Source organism: Latilactobacillus sakei subsp. sakei DSM 20017 = JCM 1157 (assembly GCF_002370355.1).
GTDB lineage: Bacteria > Bacillota > Bacilli > Lactobacillales > Lactobacillaceae > Latilactobacillus > Latilactobacillus sakei.
In genome coordinates this window covers 814,480-833,458 of record NZ_AP017929.1, presented here as the reverse complement: position 1 = coordinate 833,458, position 18,979 = coordinate 814,480, and the positions used below count along the sequence as shown (strand labels likewise).

The 18,979-nt window shown below is 42.1% G+C and carries 16 protein-coding genes and 2 pseudogenes; 7 read left to right on the top strand and 11 right to left on the bottom strand.

Annotated features, from left to right (window positions below):
* Positions 1-174 precede the first annotated feature (174 nt).
* The 4 genes from LEUCM_RS04165 to LEUCM_RS04150 form a co-directional block, all read right to left on the bottom strand.
* A complete protein-coding gene (locus tag LEUCM_RS04165) occupies positions 175-1,551 on the bottom strand; it encodes a UDP-N-acetylmuramoyl-tripeptide--D-alanyl-D-alanine ligase (protein WP_011375309.1) in 1,377 nt (458 codons plus the stop codon).
* Between the two features lie 163 nt (positions 1,552-1,714).
* Positions 1,715-2,956: a DUF3114 domain-containing protein gene (locus LEUCM_RS04160; RefSeq protein WP_016265621.1), complete on the bottom strand. Its 1,242-nt coding sequence runs from the start codon at positions 2,954-2,956 to the stop codon at positions 1,715-1,717.
* Positions 2,957-3,073: 117 nt separating this feature from the next.
* The gene (gene htpX / locus LEUCM_RS04155; protein WP_016265622.1) at positions 3,074-3,973 is read right to left on the bottom strand and encodes a zinc metalloprotease HtpX; all 900 of its coding nucleotides are present in this window, start codon (positions 3,971-3,973) and stop codon (positions 3,074-3,076) included.
* 13 nt (positions 3,974-3,986) lie between these two features.
* Complete coding sequence (locus LEUCM_RS04150) at positions 3,987-4,553, bottom strand: LemA family protein (RefSeq protein WP_016265623.1); 567 nt, start codon at positions 4,551-4,553, stop codon at positions 3,987-3,989.
* Between the two features lie 151 nt (positions 4,554-4,704).
* Between LEUCM_RS04150 and LEUCM_RS04145 the strand changes: the two genes are divergently transcribed.
* Together LEUCM_RS04145 and LEUCM_RS04140 are read left to right on the top strand one after the other, a co-directional pair.
* Entirely contained in the window at positions 4,705-5,445 is a 741-nt protein-coding gene (locus LEUCM_RS04145; RefSeq protein ID WP_035146668.1) for an SMI1/KNR4 family protein, read from the top strand.
* A gap of 26 nt (positions 5,446-5,471) precedes the next feature.
* Positions 5,472-6,726 (top strand): annotated as a pseudogene (locus tag LEUCM_RS04140) (multidrug efflux MFS transporter).
* Between the two features lie 320 nt (positions 6,727-7,046).
* Here the strand turns inward: LEUCM_RS04140 and LEUCM_RS04135 are convergent.
* On the bottom strand, positions 7,047-7,724 hold the full coding sequence (locus LEUCM_RS04135; protein ID WP_011375316.1) for a DUF2238 domain-containing protein: 678 nt from the start codon (positions 7,722-7,724) through the stop codon (positions 7,047-7,049).
* Between the two features lie 12 nt (positions 7,725-7,736).
* Positions 7,737-8,366, bottom strand: a pseudogene (locus LEUCM_RS04130) (TMEM175 family protein).
* 98 nt (positions 8,367-8,464) lie between these two features.
* Between LEUCM_RS04130 and LEUCM_RS04125 the strand changes: the two are divergent.
* Positions 8,465-9,694, top strand: a complete 1,230-nt coding sequence (locus tag LEUCM_RS04125; RefSeq protein WP_016265628.1) for a chloride channel protein — start codon at positions 8,465-8,467, stop codon at positions 9,692-9,694.
* Positions 9,695-9,777: 83 nt separating this feature from the next.
* Here the strand turns inward: LEUCM_RS04125 and LEUCM_RS04120 are convergent, their stop codons facing one another.
* The 3 genes from LEUCM_RS04120 to pyrG form a co-directional block, all read right to left on the bottom strand.
* On the bottom strand, positions 9,778-10,041 hold the full coding sequence (locus LEUCM_RS04120; RefSeq protein WP_004270647.1) for a type B 50S ribosomal protein L31: 264 nt from the start codon (positions 10,039-10,041) through the stop codon (positions 9,778-9,780).
* Between the two features lie 154 nt (positions 10,042-10,195).
* Positions 10,196-11,455 carry a UDP-N-acetylglucosamine 1-carboxyvinyltransferase gene (murA, locus tag LEUCM_RS04115; protein WP_011375320.1) on the bottom strand — a complete coding sequence of 420 codons (1,260 nt, stop codon included), beginning with the start codon at positions 11,453-11,455 and terminating at the stop codon, positions 10,196-10,198.
* Positions 11,456-11,800: 345 nt separating this feature from the next.
* Entirely contained in the window at positions 11,801-13,393 is a 1,593-nt protein-coding gene (pyrG, locus tag LEUCM_RS04110; RefSeq protein WP_011375321.1) for a CTP synthase, read from the bottom strand.
* A gap of 266 nt (positions 13,394-13,659) precedes the next feature.
* On the opposite strand from pyrG, the gene LEUCM_RS04105 reads away from it, so the two are divergent.
* Positions 13,660-14,595, top strand: coding sequence for an ROK family protein (locus tag LEUCM_RS04105; RefSeq protein WP_056936448.1), 936 nt, complete (start codon positions 13,660-13,662; stop codon positions 14,593-14,595).
* A gap of 80 nt (positions 14,596-14,675) precedes the next feature.
* Here the strand turns inward: LEUCM_RS04105 and rpoE are convergent, their stop codons facing one another.
* Both rpoE and LEUCM_RS04095 read right to left on the bottom strand, forming a co-directional pair.
* The gene (gene rpoE / locus LEUCM_RS04100) at positions 14,676-15,287 is read right to left on the bottom strand and encodes a DNA-directed RNA polymerase subunit delta (RefSeq protein WP_016265630.1); all 612 of its coding nucleotides are present in this window, start codon (positions 15,285-15,287) and stop codon (positions 14,676-14,678) included.
* Positions 15,288-15,330: 43 nt separating this feature from the next.
* Entirely contained in the window at positions 15,331-15,771 is a 441-nt protein-coding gene (locus tag LEUCM_RS04095; protein ID WP_011375324.1) for a YwiB family protein, read from the bottom strand.
* A 152-nt stretch (positions 15,772-15,923) separates the two neighbouring features.
* On the opposite strand from LEUCM_RS04095, the gene LEUCM_RS04090 reads away from it, so the two are divergent.
* From LEUCM_RS04090 to yidA, 3 genes are read left to right on the top strand one after another with little or no spacing between them, the layout of a single operon-like run.
* Positions 15,924-16,766, top strand: coding sequence for a lipoyl protein ligase domain-containing protein (locus LEUCM_RS04090; RefSeq protein ID WP_011375325.1), 843 nt, complete (start codon positions 15,924-15,926; stop codon positions 16,764-16,766).
* A gap of 14 nt (positions 16,767-16,780) precedes the next feature.
* A complete protein-coding gene (locus LEUCM_RS04085; RefSeq protein WP_025015954.1) occupies positions 16,781-18,139 on the top strand; it encodes an HD domain-containing protein in 1,359 nt (452 codons plus the stop codon).
* Between the two features lie 15 nt (positions 18,140-18,154).
* Positions 18,155-18,976, top strand: coding sequence for a sugar-phosphatase (gene yidA / locus LEUCM_RS04080; RefSeq protein ID WP_025015955.1), 822 nt, complete (start codon positions 18,155-18,157; stop codon positions 18,974-18,976).
* The last annotated feature ends 3 nt before the right edge of the window (positions 18,977-18,979 follow it).

The window sequence follows — 18,979 nt, the reverse complement described above, 5'->3', positions numbered from 1 at the left end:
TTTCAAGAGCCTTTTTCATTAAAAAAGCTCCTTAATAGCTTATCACGCTCACCATTAATTAGCAAACGGAATTAACCCGATTATGGGTGATATTCATTGTTTTATGACATTAATTAGTCGTGCGAACCCGACTCTACCGCTGTAAATGAATCAGCTAAAATTCTTTTTGCCTTGTTAATCGTTCTCAGTCGTCAAAGCAGCCACTACTTTTTCTAAATGCAAGCCATGACTAGCCTTTAAGACGACTAAATCGGATGGTTGGATGGTTTCTGCTAAAGCGGTAATTAATTCAGGTTGCTGTGTTTTTTCAAAGTAGTGTAGTTGTTCTGCTGGATAAATTGTTGCGAGCTTATCGAATAGTGGTTTAATTTCCGTCCCAAATAGATAAACTTCTTGGATTTGAGCAGGATCTAAGACCGTTGCCAAACTCTCATGAAGTTTCTTGCTAGCCGTTCCGAGTTCCAACATGTCCCCTAAGACGGCGATTCGGCGCCCATCAGTTTCAAAATGGCTAAAATTGCGTAACACTTCGATAGCCGCTGTTGGATTTGAGTTATATACATCACTTAACATTCTTTGCCCTGCGGTCCCGACCAACCATTCTGTTCGGTTACGCGTTACTTCAAAATTAGCTAACGCCTTGCTCATCACTTCTGGTTTAATGTGATAATGTTGGCCAATTAAAATAGCGGCTAAGGCGTTATTGACGTTGTACGCACCCATCATTGGAATTTCAAAAGCGACGTCTGGCCAAGCATTCAACTTAAATTGCGTCTTCGTTTCACCAGCACGGACTTGAATTGGATAAAGTGTGTTGGTTGTCGCACTCCCAAAAGTTTCACGTTCCAAATCGCCAACGCGTTCATTTAAGAGTGGTTCGTCACCGTCATACACCAATAAGCCGTCTTCTTTTAAAAAGTCGGTGATTTCCATCTTGGCATCGGCAATTTTATCCCGTGTTTTGAAAAATTCAATGTGTGCTTCACCAATCATGGTAATGGCGGCCACATCTGGCATTGCGATTTCGCTTAAAGCGTGCAATTGTCCAGGGCGGTCCATTCCCATTTCAATGACGAGAATTTCAGTATTGGCTTCCATTGACAAAATCGTCTGAGGAACACCAATTTCATTATTAAAGTTTGCTTGTGTTTTATGAATATTATATTGACTGCCCAATACAGCGGCTGTCATATCCTTAGTGGTTGTTTTACCGTTACTTCCAGTAATCGCCACAACTTTAGGATTAATCTTTAGTAAGTACCGTTTAGCCAATTGTTGATACGCTGCTAGCGGATCTTTCACAAGTAATACTGGAAAATCAGTTGGTTGATCATCACGTGCACTGGCCCATAATGTCGCTACCGCACCGTTTTCTCGTGCTTGATTGATAAAATCATGACCATCCCGATTACCGGCTAGTGGGACAAATAACGCCCCTGGCCGTAATTCACGCGCATCAAAAGCAACACTTGTCACTTCTACTGTCGCCCATTGTTCAGTCTCATTTTTCGCACCAGTCATCCGTGCAATTTCGCTCAATTGCATTTTCATATCTTAAATAGCTCCTATTGGTTAGTGATCAAAAGCCCACGCTTTCAATCTTATTTTTATGATTCTTATAAAAAGCCCACACGACTATTTCGCGTGATTAACTACGCAACATTGTACCATAAATTTTCAAAAGACCAACAGCAGATTCTAGCCGACCAATCCGTTAATAAGGTCGTGAATAGGCATCACTTTTTTCTGCTGATTGCCGATATTGTTGTTTATTAGGACTCTGCCAGCCGGCAAAAGCCCGGTCGCGTAATTGATGATCCAATTGGCGTGGCGGTCGACTATCCAGTTGGGCATGTTGTAAATTATTGCGGTTAGCATAGTTGAAAGATTCGCCATTTAATAACGCATTTTTTTCGGCAATATTCAATACATACTGTGCCGGATCACTTTCAATTTGATGAGGTGTCCGATACCGTAACACATCCCACTGCGTCACAAACTGCCCAGTTCGATCAATGATAAATTCGCTATGAAAATCAGGCGTCAACCGTTTACGATTCAAGTTAGTATCCGAATTAAAAGTGACACCGCGCATATATTTATTATGCAAGCGGGCCGGTTCCCTTTTCAACCAATACGCCCGCTGCTTCCTTTGCCGTTGCGCGACGAATTTTTGGAGTGCCATTTCATCAGAATCACCGGCAGTCTTAAAATGGGTTCGAATATACTGAATATTTTGCCGATCCAGATACATTCTAAATTGATGCAGCCGCTGATCCGTCAAATCCTGGTCTTTAAAAGCAAGTTGAACACTCTGCGCAAACGTCTTTAAAAATGGCGCGTCCGGTGGCATTTCTGAATAGATTTCAAAATCTTCTGCCGCTAATTGTAAAAAATGGTGCGCATCTAATTGCGCCCCCAACTGCATCAAAACTAAATTAGCTCGCTGCCAATTAATCAACCGATTCGTTGTTCGGTCCCCATAAGCCTGATATAGTTGCTGATAAAGTGGTGACCCCACACGATGCAGCGCACGATTGGCAGCCGTTAAATTAAACAACGGTTCTTGGTTTCTGATAATGCTCGCATAAGCCCGCAAGCTGTTATCATCCCAGTTTTCCAACTCTAACTGGGCAAAATGAGCGACCAGTCCGTTTTTGGTGGGAAGATGGTACCGTAATTGGGTTGTCTCTAGCCAAAGCGCACTTAAGGCCGTACCATTACTTGGCTCAATCAAATTCTGAATTAACAACTGTTCCAGCTTTGTTTGGGTTGCAGTTGGCAGTTGAAATAACCGCTTGTCCTGTAATGCCAACAGCAATTGACCACGTACTTGTGGCAATAATTGTTGTTGTATCATTTGCCGCATGACTGCCGTTGTTTGGCGATCTTGCAATTGCGTGATCAGTACCGTCTGTAAATTCATTAATCGTCGTAATTTTTGATTAACCATCATCCCCACCACCTTACATTCATTATACCCGTTAATCAGTCAGACGCCGAAAGTTTCACACAAAAAAAGACTGACCAGCAAATGATTGCGATCAGTCTCTTTTAAGCTAATTAATAACTACTACATATTACGTAAACGTTCGACCCGTTGTTCAATTGGTGGGTGACTATCAAATAAATGCGCACCAAAGCTGCCGCGACCCTTAAACGGATCTGAGATATACAACGCCGCGCTAGACGGATCCGCAGCTTGCATCGGTTCACTATTAGAAATCTTCAATAAGGCATTGATTAACCCTTCTGGATTCCGAGTCAACTCAACGCCGGAAGCATCCGCTAAGTATTCACGATTCCGCGACAAGGCCATCTGTGCAATGCTAGCCGCTAATGGCCCCAGAATCATTAAAAGAATTGAAAAGACTAAGGCAATCACATTGCCTGCGCCACCTTCACGGTCATCATCGCGATCACGACCGCCGCTCCACCACATCATATTACTACCGATATTAACAAGTAACGAGATGACCGCAGCTAACGCCAAAGCAATCGTCGATAAGCGAATATCGTAGTTCTTGATGTGTGAAACTTCGTGGGCAATCACGCCTTCTAATTCTTCACGATTTAACCGGGCCATAATACCGGATGTTACAGCAACCGCGGCATTTTTAGGATCATTACCCGTTGCAAAGGCGTTGGGACTATCATCATCGACGATAAAAACCCGCGGCATCGGAATCTGACCGACCATGGCCATGTCTTCAACAATGTGCCACAAATCTGGATACTGACTGGCATCTTTAATTTCGTGCGCGTGATTCATCTGCATGACCACATTAGTGGAATTACTAATCATCATTACCATATAAACGGCCGCTAAGACCGCCGCAATGATCACACCCGTCAAGGTGTTTTGCATGAAGAGATAGCCTAATGCCGCACCAATTGCGAGTACAAGCATCAAGAAACCAATCATCACATAGACGGTCCGTCGTTTATTCTGTGCAATTTGTTCATATAACATTTCAGATCACACTCTAATCGAAAGAAACTTTTGGCACTTCTTTTTCAACTTCTGGCGTTGCTAAGTAAGCCGTCTTTTGGAAGTTATGTGCCCCAGCGATGATGTTGCCTGGGAAAGTTTCAATTTTATTGTTAAAACGAGTTGCACTTGAATTGAACAATTGACGTGCGTAAGCAATCTTGTTTTCAGTATTCGTTAATTCTTCCATTAATTTCATGTATTCAGCATTTGCTTTCAAATCTGGATAACTTTCTGTTAATGACAAGATGCTCTTCAATGATTCTGATAATTGATTAGAAACAGCCATCGTTGCTTGACGATCATCACTTGGCATTTCTAATAATTGATTACGCATTTCTACAACTTTGGTAAATGTTTCTTGTTCGTATTTAGCGTAACCTTTCACCGTTGATAATAAGTTGGGAATTAAATCATTCCGGCGCTTGAGTTGCACATCGATTTGGCTCCATGATTCATCCGCCCAGTTGCGGCTTTTGACCATGCCATTATACGTGCTGATGTAAAACGCAACGGTCCCAACGATTAATACTAATATAATAATCACAACTAACCATAGCATAAACTAATCCTCTTTTCTTTTGATATTGTCTTCATAGTAGCAGACTCTTATTCACAAATAAAGCAGAATTATTATTCTTAACAAAATTCAAAACTATCACCGATTAGTGGTAAACTAGAGAGATATCCCTATTAGCAAAGGAAGGTCTCACATGTTTTCTGCACACCCAACAATTGCGGATAGCGGGCTGATTGATCCGCGATTTATCAAACCTAACGCAGCTTTACCAGCGGATTATTTAGCACTATGCCAAGAGACTAACGGTGGGTTTTTAAGCCGCTTTAGCCTTCCCACTAGCGAACCAACTAGTGATGGTTTAGACCACGTTGAGTGTCATTATCTCGCTGGTATTGCAACGGGTTCACAAACAGTCATAGAAGTGGCGCAATGGCCTGATTATTTGATACCATTTAGTCAACACGGTACGCAATATTTTGCGTTCGATTATCAACAATCACCTGATAACCCCAGCATTCGCTACATTGATACCGAAGTTGACCAGTGGTTGACTGTTGCGTCCTCTTTTTCCCAGTTTCTCGCACAATTAGGTACCAAACCGATTGTTGTTCCTGAAACCGATGACTTGACGCTGACGCCGTTGCAACGTAATCACTACCTATTAATTGCACCTGCTGAACAATTAATGGTGCTACTAGCGCTTTATGAGGCTGATAGCCCTAAAGACTGGTATTTAGACTGGCTGCTCTTTTTCGCGCAATCTGGTACCTTAGAACAGCAAAAATGCGCATTAGATGCCTACCATACACAACGTTTATATTTTAAACGCCAATTGCCTCAAGCTAAGAGTCAACAGTTGACACAAATTTTTGCACAACAACCTGCACTACTAGCGACTTACCAAGCTTATCAAAAGCAATGGTCGCCGCTTTAACTCATTAGAATCGAGATGATTGTTTCATGTTGACTCATATCCGTCAACGTTTATTCAGACCCAGAGAACAATGGGAGCAAAACCTTGTTGTTTTATGGTTTGGGAATTTCATGGCCGGGGTTGCCTTTAGCCTCATCATGCCATTTATGTCACTTTATATAGATACGTTAGGCGATTTTTCCGCCGCACAACTGAGTATGTGGAGTGGGTTAACCTACTCGATCAACCTTCTTAGTAACGGCCATTATCTCGCCTTGGTGGGGCAAAATTGCCGATCGCCGCGGTCGTAAATTAATGTTACTCCGTGCTTCACTTGGAATGGCTATTGTCCTAGGGGCAATGGGCTTAGTCCAAAACGTCTACGAGCTGATTGCACTTCGCTTGTTGCAAGGGGTATTTTCTGGTTATATCAGTAACTCAAACGCCCTCATCGCAACTTCCGCTCCTCAAGAAAAGAGTGGTCAAGCCTTAGGAACCCTGACAACTGGGACCGTTTCTGGAACTCTGTTAGGCCCACTACTTGGTGGCGTTGTTGCTGAAATGACTGGTTACCGAACGACCTTCTTCATTACCGGAACCATTTTATTCGTCGTCTTCTTACTCTGTTTAGCTTTCGTTCATGAAAACTTCACACCAATCGAAAAAGGTGATCAAGTTCCCGGTAAACAACTGATCCAAAATCTTAAATATCCCCATTTAATTATCGGGATGTTTGTCACAACAATGATTATTCAAGCTTCCAACAACTCGATTAGTCCGTTGTTAAGTTTATACGTTCGCCAATTAATGGACCATGGCAAAAATGTCGCGTTAGTCAGCGGGATTGTCGCCGCGATTCCGGGGATTGCGACCCTGATTGCCGCACCGCGCTTTGGTGCCCTCGGTGATCGAATCGGGTCCGATAAAATCCTGATTGGTGGTTTGATCTTCGCGGTCTTCGTCTACATCCCCCAAGCGTTCGTTCAAAACGTTTGGCAATTAGGCGCCTTGCGTCTGCTTGTCGGGATTGCCGATGCAGCTTTATTACCACAAGTTCAAACCATTCTAGCCAAATACTCGCCGCATAATTCCGCCGGCCGTATTTTCAGTTATAACCAATCCTTCCAAGCAATGGGCAACGTTGCCGGACCACTAATTGGTTCAAGCGTTTCTGGCTTTTTCGGTTATGGTGGAGTCTTCATTTCCACCACCGTCTTAGTCGTGATTAACCTCTTTTGGGTCAATCAAAATACCCGTGTTCTTCGTAAAAATCGAGCGGACGCGGCTAAAAAAACATCTTAATAAAAAGAGTGTGCCATCAGTCAAAGATATTCTGAGGATTAACAGAGAGTGGCGAATGATTGATTGCTGACAGCAATCGTTTGACATTCGGCGTTAACCGCAAGAATATGACTGATAGAACACGTTTAGCCGATAAAAATTCGACTAATAAAAAGGGCGCTAAGACAAAATTACTTTTGTCTTAGCGCCCTTTTACTTTTAGAAACGCGTTTACTCAACCTGACTCCTGTGCCTTGCTACGTCGCACAAACAATCGACTGACGTCGCTTATTTGCACGATTAGGCAAGTGCTCAGAATCAAACCGGTTGTTATGTCACTCTTATTTCTTGGTAAACGTTAATTTATTTAGCCATTCCCGGTTGTGTTTAATACAGAAATAACCGATGATTGCGATTAAAATTGAGCCGACCACATCTGCTAATAAATCGCCCATCGTATCAACTAATGCCGCTTGTCCACGTAGTAAGTGGCCATTTGCCATAAAACGTTGCATGTTTAGACCTAATAAGCGATCACCTGTGAACTCGTAGAATTCCCAGAAAACACCAATTGTACTGCCAAACGTTGCAGCAAAGATACTCATCAATAATGGTGAAATAGTTTGGCGTAAATGACTCGAAATCAAGGCTGAAAAAATCGTATAACCTAAGCCTGCCAACAAGCCAGCACTTAAAATATGCAGGAATTTATCCCAATAATAGATTTGACTATAAAAATGTAACCCGGTCCCTAATAAAATCGAACAATAGATAAAAACTAAATAAACGGCATATAATATTTCTGGGAATCGATAACGCATAAACCGTTCCAAGATAATTGGTAAGGTCGCAATGACTAGCCCCCCAACAACTTGAACCATCGTAAAGGCTAAACCCGCATTTTGATCGGGATGATTTAACATTTCTTCTAAAGCAATTCCGATATATAGCAAATGACTCGCAATCGTGAAGACGTAGACCCAATCGACCCAGCGCCAATTTTGTGTTCGTTTTGCCACTTTTATCACTCCTTATTCAATTAAATGATGTTTTTCAATATTCCGACTCAAACGCAAATACGCAATAAAGTGGAAGACGTTTCCCAAGAGGATTAATAATGCCCCGACAACGACATTAAACTGAATCCCCACCAATGCAATTACGTAAATCAGCACACTCCGTAGTGGATCATTGCGAATGGCTCGGTAGAATTGTTCGTGTTGTTCTTGATGGATCATCAAATCTTGATGCACCGCCATGAACCGGTACAATACCCAAAATAGACCCGAGATCACCAACGCCACTAGTGCATAACTTGTGAATGCAAAGCGAATATCCGCTAAATTTCGTTGCGCAACTGCTTCGGATAACAGACTCGTCGGGTAATTAATCAGCGTGATGGCAAACAATAGAATCAAATTTAAGATATTGAGTTGCCAATTCGTCCGTTTAATTTTAGCAAAATAGTCATGATGAAATAACCATAACGTTCCTACATAAAAAAATGATAACATATACGCTGCTAAAATGGGCCATTACGCGATTACAGCTTGCCCCAAATGCCCAATCTTGTAGTTGGGCAACTTAAAATCTAACACTAGCAGTGTCAGCAAAATCGCAAAAACCCCGTCACTAAATGCTTGTAGCCGATCAATTTTCATTATTATTCTCCTCCATGATTAATCACAATTCCACTATGGTCAAATACACGTGGTTAGTGCATAATAGTGCATAAATAATCCCATTTTTAGGAGGGCCTATGCCATCATCGACCACTAAAACCACGCAATTTAAAATTATCTTTGTACTATACAGCTTACTGTTAGGCTTATTAATTGGTGGCTTAGCCGCCGCCTTCTTAGCGCTTATCAACCTCAGCACACACCTTATTTGGCAAGTTGGTTATTCACATTTCAACCATCCTGCCTATCCCTTAGTCATCGGATTATTCGGTGGCATCCTCGTTGGTTTAATGCAGCGTTCTTGGGGTCCTTATCCGAAAACAATGCACGAAACACTTAGCGAATTCAAACAAACCGGCGCCGTTGCCTATCAGCATCAAGTCGGTAAAAATATCATTGCGGCCTTAGTCGTCCTAGCTTGCGGTGCCAGTTTAGGGCCCGAAGCAGCATTATCAGCTATCGTCGGCGGCTTGATCACTTGGTTGGGTGATCGCCTTAAATTAACAGCCCACCAACAAACACTATTTTTAAATATGGGAATTGGCGCAATGCTGGCTACTATTTTCCACGCCCCATTCGCTGGTGTGGGTGAGGCTATTGAAAAAACGCCGCTTCGCGAACACTTTAAATCCCATTTCAACCAAATGCTATTATATATTCTAACGACGGCCACGGGGTTACTTGGTTTTACTTTAGTCAATCAATTATTCCCCAAAGAAAGCCCGTTTGCCTTACACACGCCAACCATTCATTGGACATTGGCAGTCTGGCCATTACTTATTTTAGCATTAATTGTCGGATTCGTTTTTGGCAATCTATTTTTAAAAATCGAACAATGGTGTCAGTGGCTTGCCGACACCATTCACCGACCAGTTTTACTCGCCGTTATCGCTGGTATTTGCCTAGGCGCTTGCGGTCTATTGTCCCCCTATTTACTGTTTTCCGGAGAACACTATTTACTAACCTTTACCAAATCCGGCTTGGATCAATCGTTTGGCTACTTACTCTTAATCGGACTTGGCAAAACAGTTTTAACCAACCTCATCTTTGCTTTCGGGTGGCGCGGTGGTAAAATTTTTCCAGCCATCTTCGCCAGTGCAGCAATCGGTTTAAGTTTGGCAGTCCTCTTCCCCTACACCCCAGGACTGCTTGTCGCAACCGTAGTAGCCGTCAGCTGTACTATCATCGTAGCGCAACCGTACGTCACGGCGACATTATTACTCTTCTTATTACCGCTTCAATTTTTCCCAATCATTCTAATAGCTTGTATCGGTACGCACAAAATTCAGCAATTATGCATTAAATAACCGTAAAAGGCACGATTGAACGTCCAATCGTGTCTTTTTTGTGCAAAAAAAAACCAGGGAAAAATTCCCCGGTTCCAAAATAATTATTTGGCAGCGTTCTTGTCTGCAAAACCATATTTTTTGTTGAAACGATCGACACGACCATCTGCTTGAGTAAATTTTTGTTTACCAGTGTAGAATGGATGTGAATCTGATGAAATTTCAACACGAATTAATGGATATGTGTTACCGTCTTCCCATTCAACAGTTTCAGCTGAGTTAGCAGTTGAACCTGAGATGAACTTGAAGCCAGTTGATGAATCCATAAATACAACCTTGTGATAATCTGGATGAATACCTTGTTTCATGTCTTTTCCGCTCCTTTTTACTAAAGTTAGTGTGCCACCGAAATGGCACTCAACTTAAGTTTCGCCCTGAGATATTTACTATGTCAGAGATATTTGTTTACATAACCATTAAATATTAGCACGAATGCCAACAAAAAACAATAGACGTTCGCGGTTATTCTTCAACCATTTTGACGACAGCCCCGAGGCCCGTTAGTTTATCAATAACGCGATCATATCCTCTTAAAATATTACTTGCGTTCGTAATGGTTGTCACACCGTTGGCCATCAAGCCCGCGATCATCAGACATGCGCCACCACGAATTTCATCGGCTGATACTTCTGCACCTTGCAATTTATCCGCATGGTGCAATAAGATAACATCATTTTCGATTGAGATATCCGCACCCATCCGAATTAATTCTGGGACATGACGCGTCCGTTTAGGATAAAGCGTATCAACAACTAGGCCTTCACCTTGTGCTTTCAATAAAAGTGGTGTTAAGGGTTGTTGTAAGTCAGTCGCAAAACCAGGATATGGCATTGTCTTGACTTGTACCATCTTCAAATCAGGTGATGGATAAACAAAAATACTGTCTTCTTTAACATCCATCTTAACGCCCATTTCTTCTAACTTAGCAAGATAAGCATCCATATGTTCGCTAATGATATTTTTAACGTTCACCCCGTCACCGATGGCAGCTGCCATGCTGAGGTAAGTCCCGGCTTCAATCCGGTCAGGAATAATCGTATGTGTGTTGTGGCCGTATAAGTGGGCCACCCCTTCAATCCGAATAATATCAGTACCGGCGCCACGAACCTTCGCACCCATATTATTTAAGAAAGTCGCAATATCGACAATTTCAGGTTCACGCGCAGCATTTTCAATGACTGTTTGACCTTCAGCACGAACAGCAGCCAATAATAGGTTAATGGTTGCCCCAACTGATGCCATGTCTAGATAAATTTTAGCGCCGTGTAAGCCTTCTGGTGCGTTAATTTCAATCGCCCCATGATTATTGGTAACCACCGCACCAAGGGCTTCGAAACCTTTGATGTGTTGGTCGATTGGCCGTGGTCCGATATCATCGCCACCAGGCAAGCCCACGATTGCTTTACCGAAACGTCCTAACAAAGCCCCCATGAAATAATATGAAGCCCGTAAACTTTGAATTTTACCACTTGGTAAAGGTGTTGATACAATATTTGTCGGATCAATTTCAACCGTATCGCCCGTGAAGGTTGAAGTAACCGACATATCTTCTAAAATTGATAGTAAGCTGTTGACGTCCTTGATGTGCGGCACACTATCCAGAACAACTTTGGATTCTGCCAAAATCGCTGCTGGGATAATTGCTACCGTACTGTTTTTAGCGCCGCCAATTGTCACTTCCCCTGATAGAAGATTACCGCCTTGAATTAACATTTTTTTCATTTTTTAGATTTCTCCGTTCGATTCATAACAAAAGAGCAAACTTCCGTTGACTAATTAACTAAGTTATTGCAACTTAAAGTACGCTTTTGGCTTTCCAAGTTTATTATTTAATTGATTATTGATTTGTTAACATACCTAAAAACATGTTATATCGTTTCTAAATAAGTCATACACGTATAATAATAATTAATTAATTGCTAAATTACAAGCCATTCTCAGAATATCATTCGTTTTATAACAAATTATAGTTTATAGCAATAACTTTTTAATTAATTCAGACATTGAATCCCTTGTGAATCAGTGGACAAAAAAACTCGGCCCACAAATGAGCCGAGTTTTTATTAATTACATTGTTGCGCCGATGAATGCTTTGAACAAGCCTTCTGGTTTGTTTGGACGTGATAAGAATTCTGGGTGATATTGTGCAGCCACGAAGAATTTGTTTTCTGGAATTTCGATGACTTCAACTAAACGGTTGTCAGGTGAAGTACCAGCAAATACTAAGCCCTTGTCTGTTAACAAGTCACGGTATTCGTTATTGAATTCATAACGGTGACGGTGACGTTGTTGGATAACACTTTGGTTATCATAAGCTTCGGCAGTCTTAGTACCTGGTTTTAACTTACATGGGTACAAACCAAGACGTTGTGTTCCACCCATATTTTCAAGATCTTTTTGATCTGACATGATGTCGATTAATTTGTGTTCTGCATCTGGGTGCACTTCACCAGTTGTGGCATCTGTGATACCGGCAACGTTGCGGGCAAATTCGATACTTGCCATTTGCATCCCTAAACAGATACCAAGATATGGCACATCATTTTCACGGGCATATTGGATTGAAAGAATCATCCCTTCCAAACCACGATCGCCGAAACCACCAGGCACGATGATGCCATCGAAACCAGCTAATGTTTCAGCAACATTTTCTTTAGTGATATCTTCTGATTGAATTGGTGTCACTTTAACGTCTGTGTTATAAACATAACCAGCATGACGTAATGCTTCATTCACTGAGATGTAAGCATCTTGTAATTCGATATATTTACCAACCAAGGCAATCTTCTTTGTACCTTCAAGGTTCTTGATTGTGTGTAACATGTCGATCCATTCTGTCATGTCAGCTTCTGGGGCTGTCATCTTGAAGTGGTTCAAGACAAAATCATCTAAACCTTGGTTCTTCAATAACAATGGAATATCGTAGATTGATTCTGCATCGCGTGATTCAACAACTGCTTCGGGTTCAACATCACAGAATTGCGCAATCTTGTTACGCATGTCATCTGGAATTGCTTTTTCAGTCCGACAAACCAAGACATTTGGTTGGATACCAATACCACGTAATTCTTTAACACTGTGTTGTGTTGGTTTAGTCTTCATTTCACCAGCAGCCTTTAAGTAAGGCACCAATGTTGTGTGAATGTAGATACAGTTTTCAGCACCGACATCCGCCTTCATTTGACGAAGTGCTTCTAAGAATGGTAGTGATTCAATATCACCAACAGTCCCACCGATTTCAGTAATGACGATATCTGAATCAGTAGTTGTCGCAGCACGCATGATTTTTTCTTTAATCATGTTTGTGATATGTGGAATGACTTGAACAGTTGCGCCAAGGTATTCACCTTTACGTTCTTTACGTAAAACTTCTGAATAAATTTTACCTGTCGTCACGTTAGAATATTTATTTAAATTGTTGTCGATAAAACGTTCGTAATGGCCAAGATCTAAATCAGTTTCAGTACCATCATCTGTTACGAAAACTTCACCATGTTGGTAAGGGCTCATTGTACCGGGATCCACGTTGATGTATGGATCAAATTTTTGAATCGTTACTTTTAAGCCACGATTCTTTAATAAACGACCGAGTGAAGCCGCAACGATTCCTTTACCTAATGAGGAAACAACGCCACCTGTTACAAAAACATATTTGGTCATATAAATATTCTCCTTTTCTTCTTAGCCAATGCTAATCCTTCAGTTCTCTGGGAAACAACAAAAAACAAAAACAAGCTCCCTATTCAAAATGAACAGGGAGCTTGTTAACCGATTCTGGCTTCACAAATAATTGTAAAGCGCCCATAGAATATAATACAAGAAATCTATTTTAGCGTCAAGCAAAAATCACCTAACTTATTAACTGCTTTTAGACGCTTTTTTGTAGTACTATAGGGTGGTTGTTAAAATCAAGGAGGTTTGCGACTATGGTTCAATCCACAGAAACAATCTTAGTATTAGATATCGGTGGTTCGGCCGTTAAATACGGCTTTTGGACGGCCCAAAAACTCGAAGATCAAGACCAGTTTCCAACACCCCTCACCCGGAACAAGTTCTATCAAACAGTAGCTGACATTTGTGCTGCACACGAACCAATTGCTGGGATTGCGGTGAGCTGTCCTGGTGAACCGGACGAAGACACAGGGATTGTTCACGGCATGAGCTATGTACCCTTTCTTCATCTCGGTGAGTTCCAACACGATTTTGCAACCCAATTAAACCGCCCCGTCTCCTTACAAAACGATGCCGAAAGTGCCGCTTTGGCGGAAATGACCCTCGGCGTGGGCCAAAATCATCAAAACGCGTTATTCACAATTATCGGTTCCGGTATCGGTTTGGCCATCGTTCAAGAGGGCCTCATCTTAAAAAATCTTGCCGAGAAGTTCGATAATCCTGAAAAGCGGTTCGCTGATACACTCAAAACACTCAACAATTCCAAAGTCTCACCCGTTCAAATTGGTAAGACTGTCTCACTGAAGAATTTCAAACTGCCTAACACGATCGATGGCAAAACTGTTTTTGAATTGGCGAAACAAGGCGATCCCATCGCTAGTCAAGAAGTTGATCAGATGTGTGCGTCACTCGCTGAAATCCTGATTTTCTTAAATGCCGCCTATCAACCAGAAATTATCGGCATTGGCGGCGGCATTAGCAACAGCCCCGATTTGCTGCCAGAGCTGAAGACTCATATTGAAACGTTGCTCACTGCCCCAGATAGCCGTATCAATTTTTATAAACGTTTCTATTCAAATCCTGAACAGGCCTTCAAACAGCCCAACCTACAAATCTGCCATTTTAAAAACGATGCCAATCTAGTGGGGGCCGCTCTGCATTATGAACAACACTTTGAAACAGTCAACTAAATCTAAAAAAGAGGTGCCCAGACAAAATCATTTGTCCTGACACCTCTTTTTTGTTTGAACGTTGAATATTAGAGCAACGACTATAAATCGTCATCCTCGTCTTCTTCGTCTTCATCATCATCTTCGCTAAATTCTGATAATTGACCTTCGATACCATCTTCAAGCGCATCGTCGTCTTCATCATCGTCATCGTCGCCGATGCTTTGTAAGTCTGCTTTATATTCAGTTAGATCATCACTAGAATCATCATCTGTTACTGCAAGTTCTGCCTCATCTTCAACGTCTAAATCTTCGTCTTCAGGATCATCATCACTGTAATCAATAACATCGTCGTCATCAGCCACATCGGCTAAGAAAGCATTAACCTTCTTACGACGCTTCTTCTTAGTTGGTTGGTCTTCTTCATCTTCTGGATGGTTAACTTCTTCATCGACAGATTCATATGGGTACCAAGAACGCAAGCCCCAAACGTTTTCGCCTAAAGAAATAAAGCTACCATCTTCGTTTAAATCTGTATAAAATTGTGATAAGCGTGCACGCACTTCTTCATCACTTTTGCCTAAATAATTTTGGACTTCATTCGTTAAGTCAGCAAATGCAATTGTGTCGCCCTTGCCTTCTAAAATTGCGTGAGCGACTTCTATCATTGATAGTTCTTCTTTATTTTGGCCTTTAAAAACGTCTAATTTCAACCAGTACACGTCCTTTCAACAGTCTATCCTTAATCATACTAGTTTAAGCATTAAAAATCAATCGTAATTTGTAATCACCAACAACCTGTTGGCTGATTTCTAATTGATAATGAACAACAACTTCACCGCTAAGTGGTTCGTCTGATAATGTCATCAATAAATGATTAGTCGTCGTCAAAACTGGTAAGTTGCCGTATTGTGTTTGGTAAAGTGAGCCCTGTGCATCGTGCATTTTAAAATAGAGGCGTAATTGTGTCGCATCTTTTTCGGTGCCACGCGTTAATTGGACTTGCCCATCTTCTGCTAACTTAAAGCGCACGGCCGTTTCTTGGCCTTGTGCGTGTTCTAAGTAACGAAGATAAGTCGTCGTGCCCATTTGGATCAATTCGCCTTCTTCATCGAAAACGTGGCTTTCGGTTTGACCATCTTGTGTAATTTCTGTTTCAAGATGAATTTTAATCGGCGTACTCTTTTTGCTAGCCATGATAAACTCCCTCTAAATTCTAAATTAATTACATTATAAGCTAAACAAATTAGCCATGCCACCTTTGATTAAGCAATCCCGCCTTAGTTAAAGACAGTTATCCTAATTTAAGCTATAATTATAGGTATATTAATGAATTGTGAGGTGTTATTTTGCAAGATTTAGCGACCCTTTATCCCCAGAAAACATGGTCCGTTGTTAATCAACAATTTTCGGCTGACCAAGGTCAACTCGCTTTTGCCCACGCGAATACACTGTTGGCCCTCACCAAAGAATGCCAACAACCAATTATTCATTTTTGGACACTCGAAAAAACAGTCATCTTAGGCATGATGGATACCAAATTGCCTGAATTGACCGCTGCTACTGATCAATTGACCGCCGCGGGCTATCACTATTTTGTCCGGAACGCTGGTGGTCTTGGCATTGTTGCCGATACCGGTATTCTCAATCTGGGCTTTTACCTGCCAGAAGTCGCTGATCACCTCTCTATTAATGCGGCTTATGAATTAATGAAGACCCTTTTTAGCGAGACCTTCAACACGAGCAATATCACCATCGAGCATTTTGAAGTGCAGCATTCTTACTGCCCCGGCGAATATGACCTTAGTATCAACGGGCAAAAGTTCGCTGGCATTGCGCAACGACGCTCCAAAAACGGGATTGCGATTTTACTATACGCTAGCATTGAAGGCGACCAACAAGCACGTGGCACTTTAATGCAGCATTTCTATCAAGCTGGCAAAGCCCAACAACAAACGCGTTGGACCTTCCCAGATGTGCATCCCGAAACAATGGCTAACCTCGCTGATTTACTGCACCAACCACTCACGGTGGCTAGTGTCAGCCAACAATTAAGCGCTAGCTTGCAATCAAATTCCGGGTTAACCTTGCAATCAGATTTACAAACACTGATGCAAGAAGCCGACTACCAAACACAACTGACCAAGAACACACAATTATTGCGCCGGTATCAACCAGGATACCAGCCTTAGAAGGAGATTTTTTTGTGACCTATGCCCTGCAGAAACTAACCCGCGAAAAAGTATTTCGCGATCCTGTTCATAATTATATCCGTGTCGACTATCAAGTAATTCTCGATTTAATCGATACGCCAGAATTTCAACGACTCCGCCGAATTAAGCAGTTGGGCACGACCTCCTATGTCTTCCAAGGGGCAGAACATTCACGATTTACCCATTCTTTAGGCGTTTATGAGATCACGCGTCAAATCTGTGACCAATTCCAAATCAATTACCCCACCAAACAGCCAGGCGATGGTCTTTGGGATGACAGCCAACGACTTGTCGCACTCTGCGCGGCCTTGTTACACGATATCGGCCATGGTGCTTATTCACATACTTTTGAACATATTTTTAATACGGATCATGAATCGATTACGCGCCAAATTATTATGACGCCTGAAACCAAGGTCAATCAAATTCTCAGCCAAGTGGCACCTGATTTCCCGGCAAAAGTGGCGAGCGTCATTGACCACACTTATCCTAATCCCCAGGTGGTCCAGATGATTTCAAGTCAAATTGATGCCGATCGCATGGATTATCTATTGCGGGATGCCTATAATACCGGTACCAAATATGGTGAATTCGATTTAACCCGTGTTTTGCGAGTCATGCGCCCCTACGCTAATGGGATTGCCTTTTTAGCCAACGGCATGCATGCCGTTGAGGATTATATCGTCAGCCGTTTCCAAATGTATCAACAAGTTTATTTCCATCCCGTCTCACGCGGCATGGAAGTCGTCTTACAAAAATTGCTCCAACGCGCTAAATTTCTCTACGAACAACCGGATCATCATCAAAGCTTGGCCCCTCAATTATTGATTCCCTTTTTCGAACAGGATTTCACCTTGCGGGATTATCTTAAACTCGATGATGGCGTCTTAAATACCTATTTTATTTACTGGTTAGACTGCCCCGATACCGTTTTGAAGGATTTAGCGGGCCGTTTTCTCAGCCGTCGTCCTTTAAAATCGGTGAAATTTAATCCATCAACGGCAGATTGCTTACCAGAGATGCGGGCCCTCACCGAACAAGCCGGTTACAACGCGACTTACTACACCGCCGTTAACAATAGCTTTGACCTCCCCTATGATGCCTATGACCCGTCGGCTAAATCGCCCAAAACCCAGATTGAGATTATTCAATCTGATGGGCAACTGAATGAGCTTTCTTCAATCAGTAACTTGGTCGCAGCCATTTCAGGTAAGTTCTCGGGAGACGAACGGTTCTATTTCCCTAAAGAAATGCGCAATACCGCTAATCTCGAAGTTTTCGCACCAATTTATCAACAATTTAACAGCTACATTAATAATGGTGCGATTCAAGCGCACCCCCACAACCAATAAGGAGTGTTTCTCATTATGTCAATTAAACTCGTCGCAGTCGATATGGATGGTACTTTGTTAAACGAAAATAACGTCCTCAGCCCCAAAACCATTGAAGTGGTCAAGGCCGCTAAAGCCCAGGGCATCAAAGTGGTCCTTTGTACCGGTCGCCCACTCACTGGTGTCACACCTTTCTTACATGAATTAGGCCTCACAGATAGTTCTGATTATGTGGTTACCTTTAATGGCGCCTTAGTTCAAAATACCGCTACTGGTGAAATCTTAGTGCGTCACACCCTGACACACGCACAATACTTAGAACTCGAGATACTTTCACGGACAATTAGCGTTCACCTTCATGCCGAAGATGATCAATTCATCTACACGGCCAACCGCGACATCAGTCCTTATACCATTGGTGAAAGTGCCTTGGTTAATATGCCAATTAAATTCCGCCACGTTGATGAAATTGCCCCTGACAAGGCCTTTTCAAAAGTGATGCTGATTGACGATCCTGAAGTTCTAGCTGAAGGTAAAGCCAAGATTCCAACGGAGTTCTTCGATCGTTATCAATTTGTCCAAAGTGAACCTTATTTCCTAGAAGTCCTCAACACCAAAGCTGGTAAAGGCAATGGCTTACGTGACTTAGCCAATGCGTTGGCCATCGACCAATCAGAAGTGATGGCGGTCGGTGATCAAGGCAATGACCTGTCAATGTTAGCTTACGCTGGTTTACCAGTTGCCATGGATAACGCTATTCCTGAACTTAAAAAAATTGCCAAAGTCATTACGAAGAGTAATCACCTCGGTCAAGACGGCGTTGCTTATGCCATCGAAAAATATGCACTCAATAAATAAAAT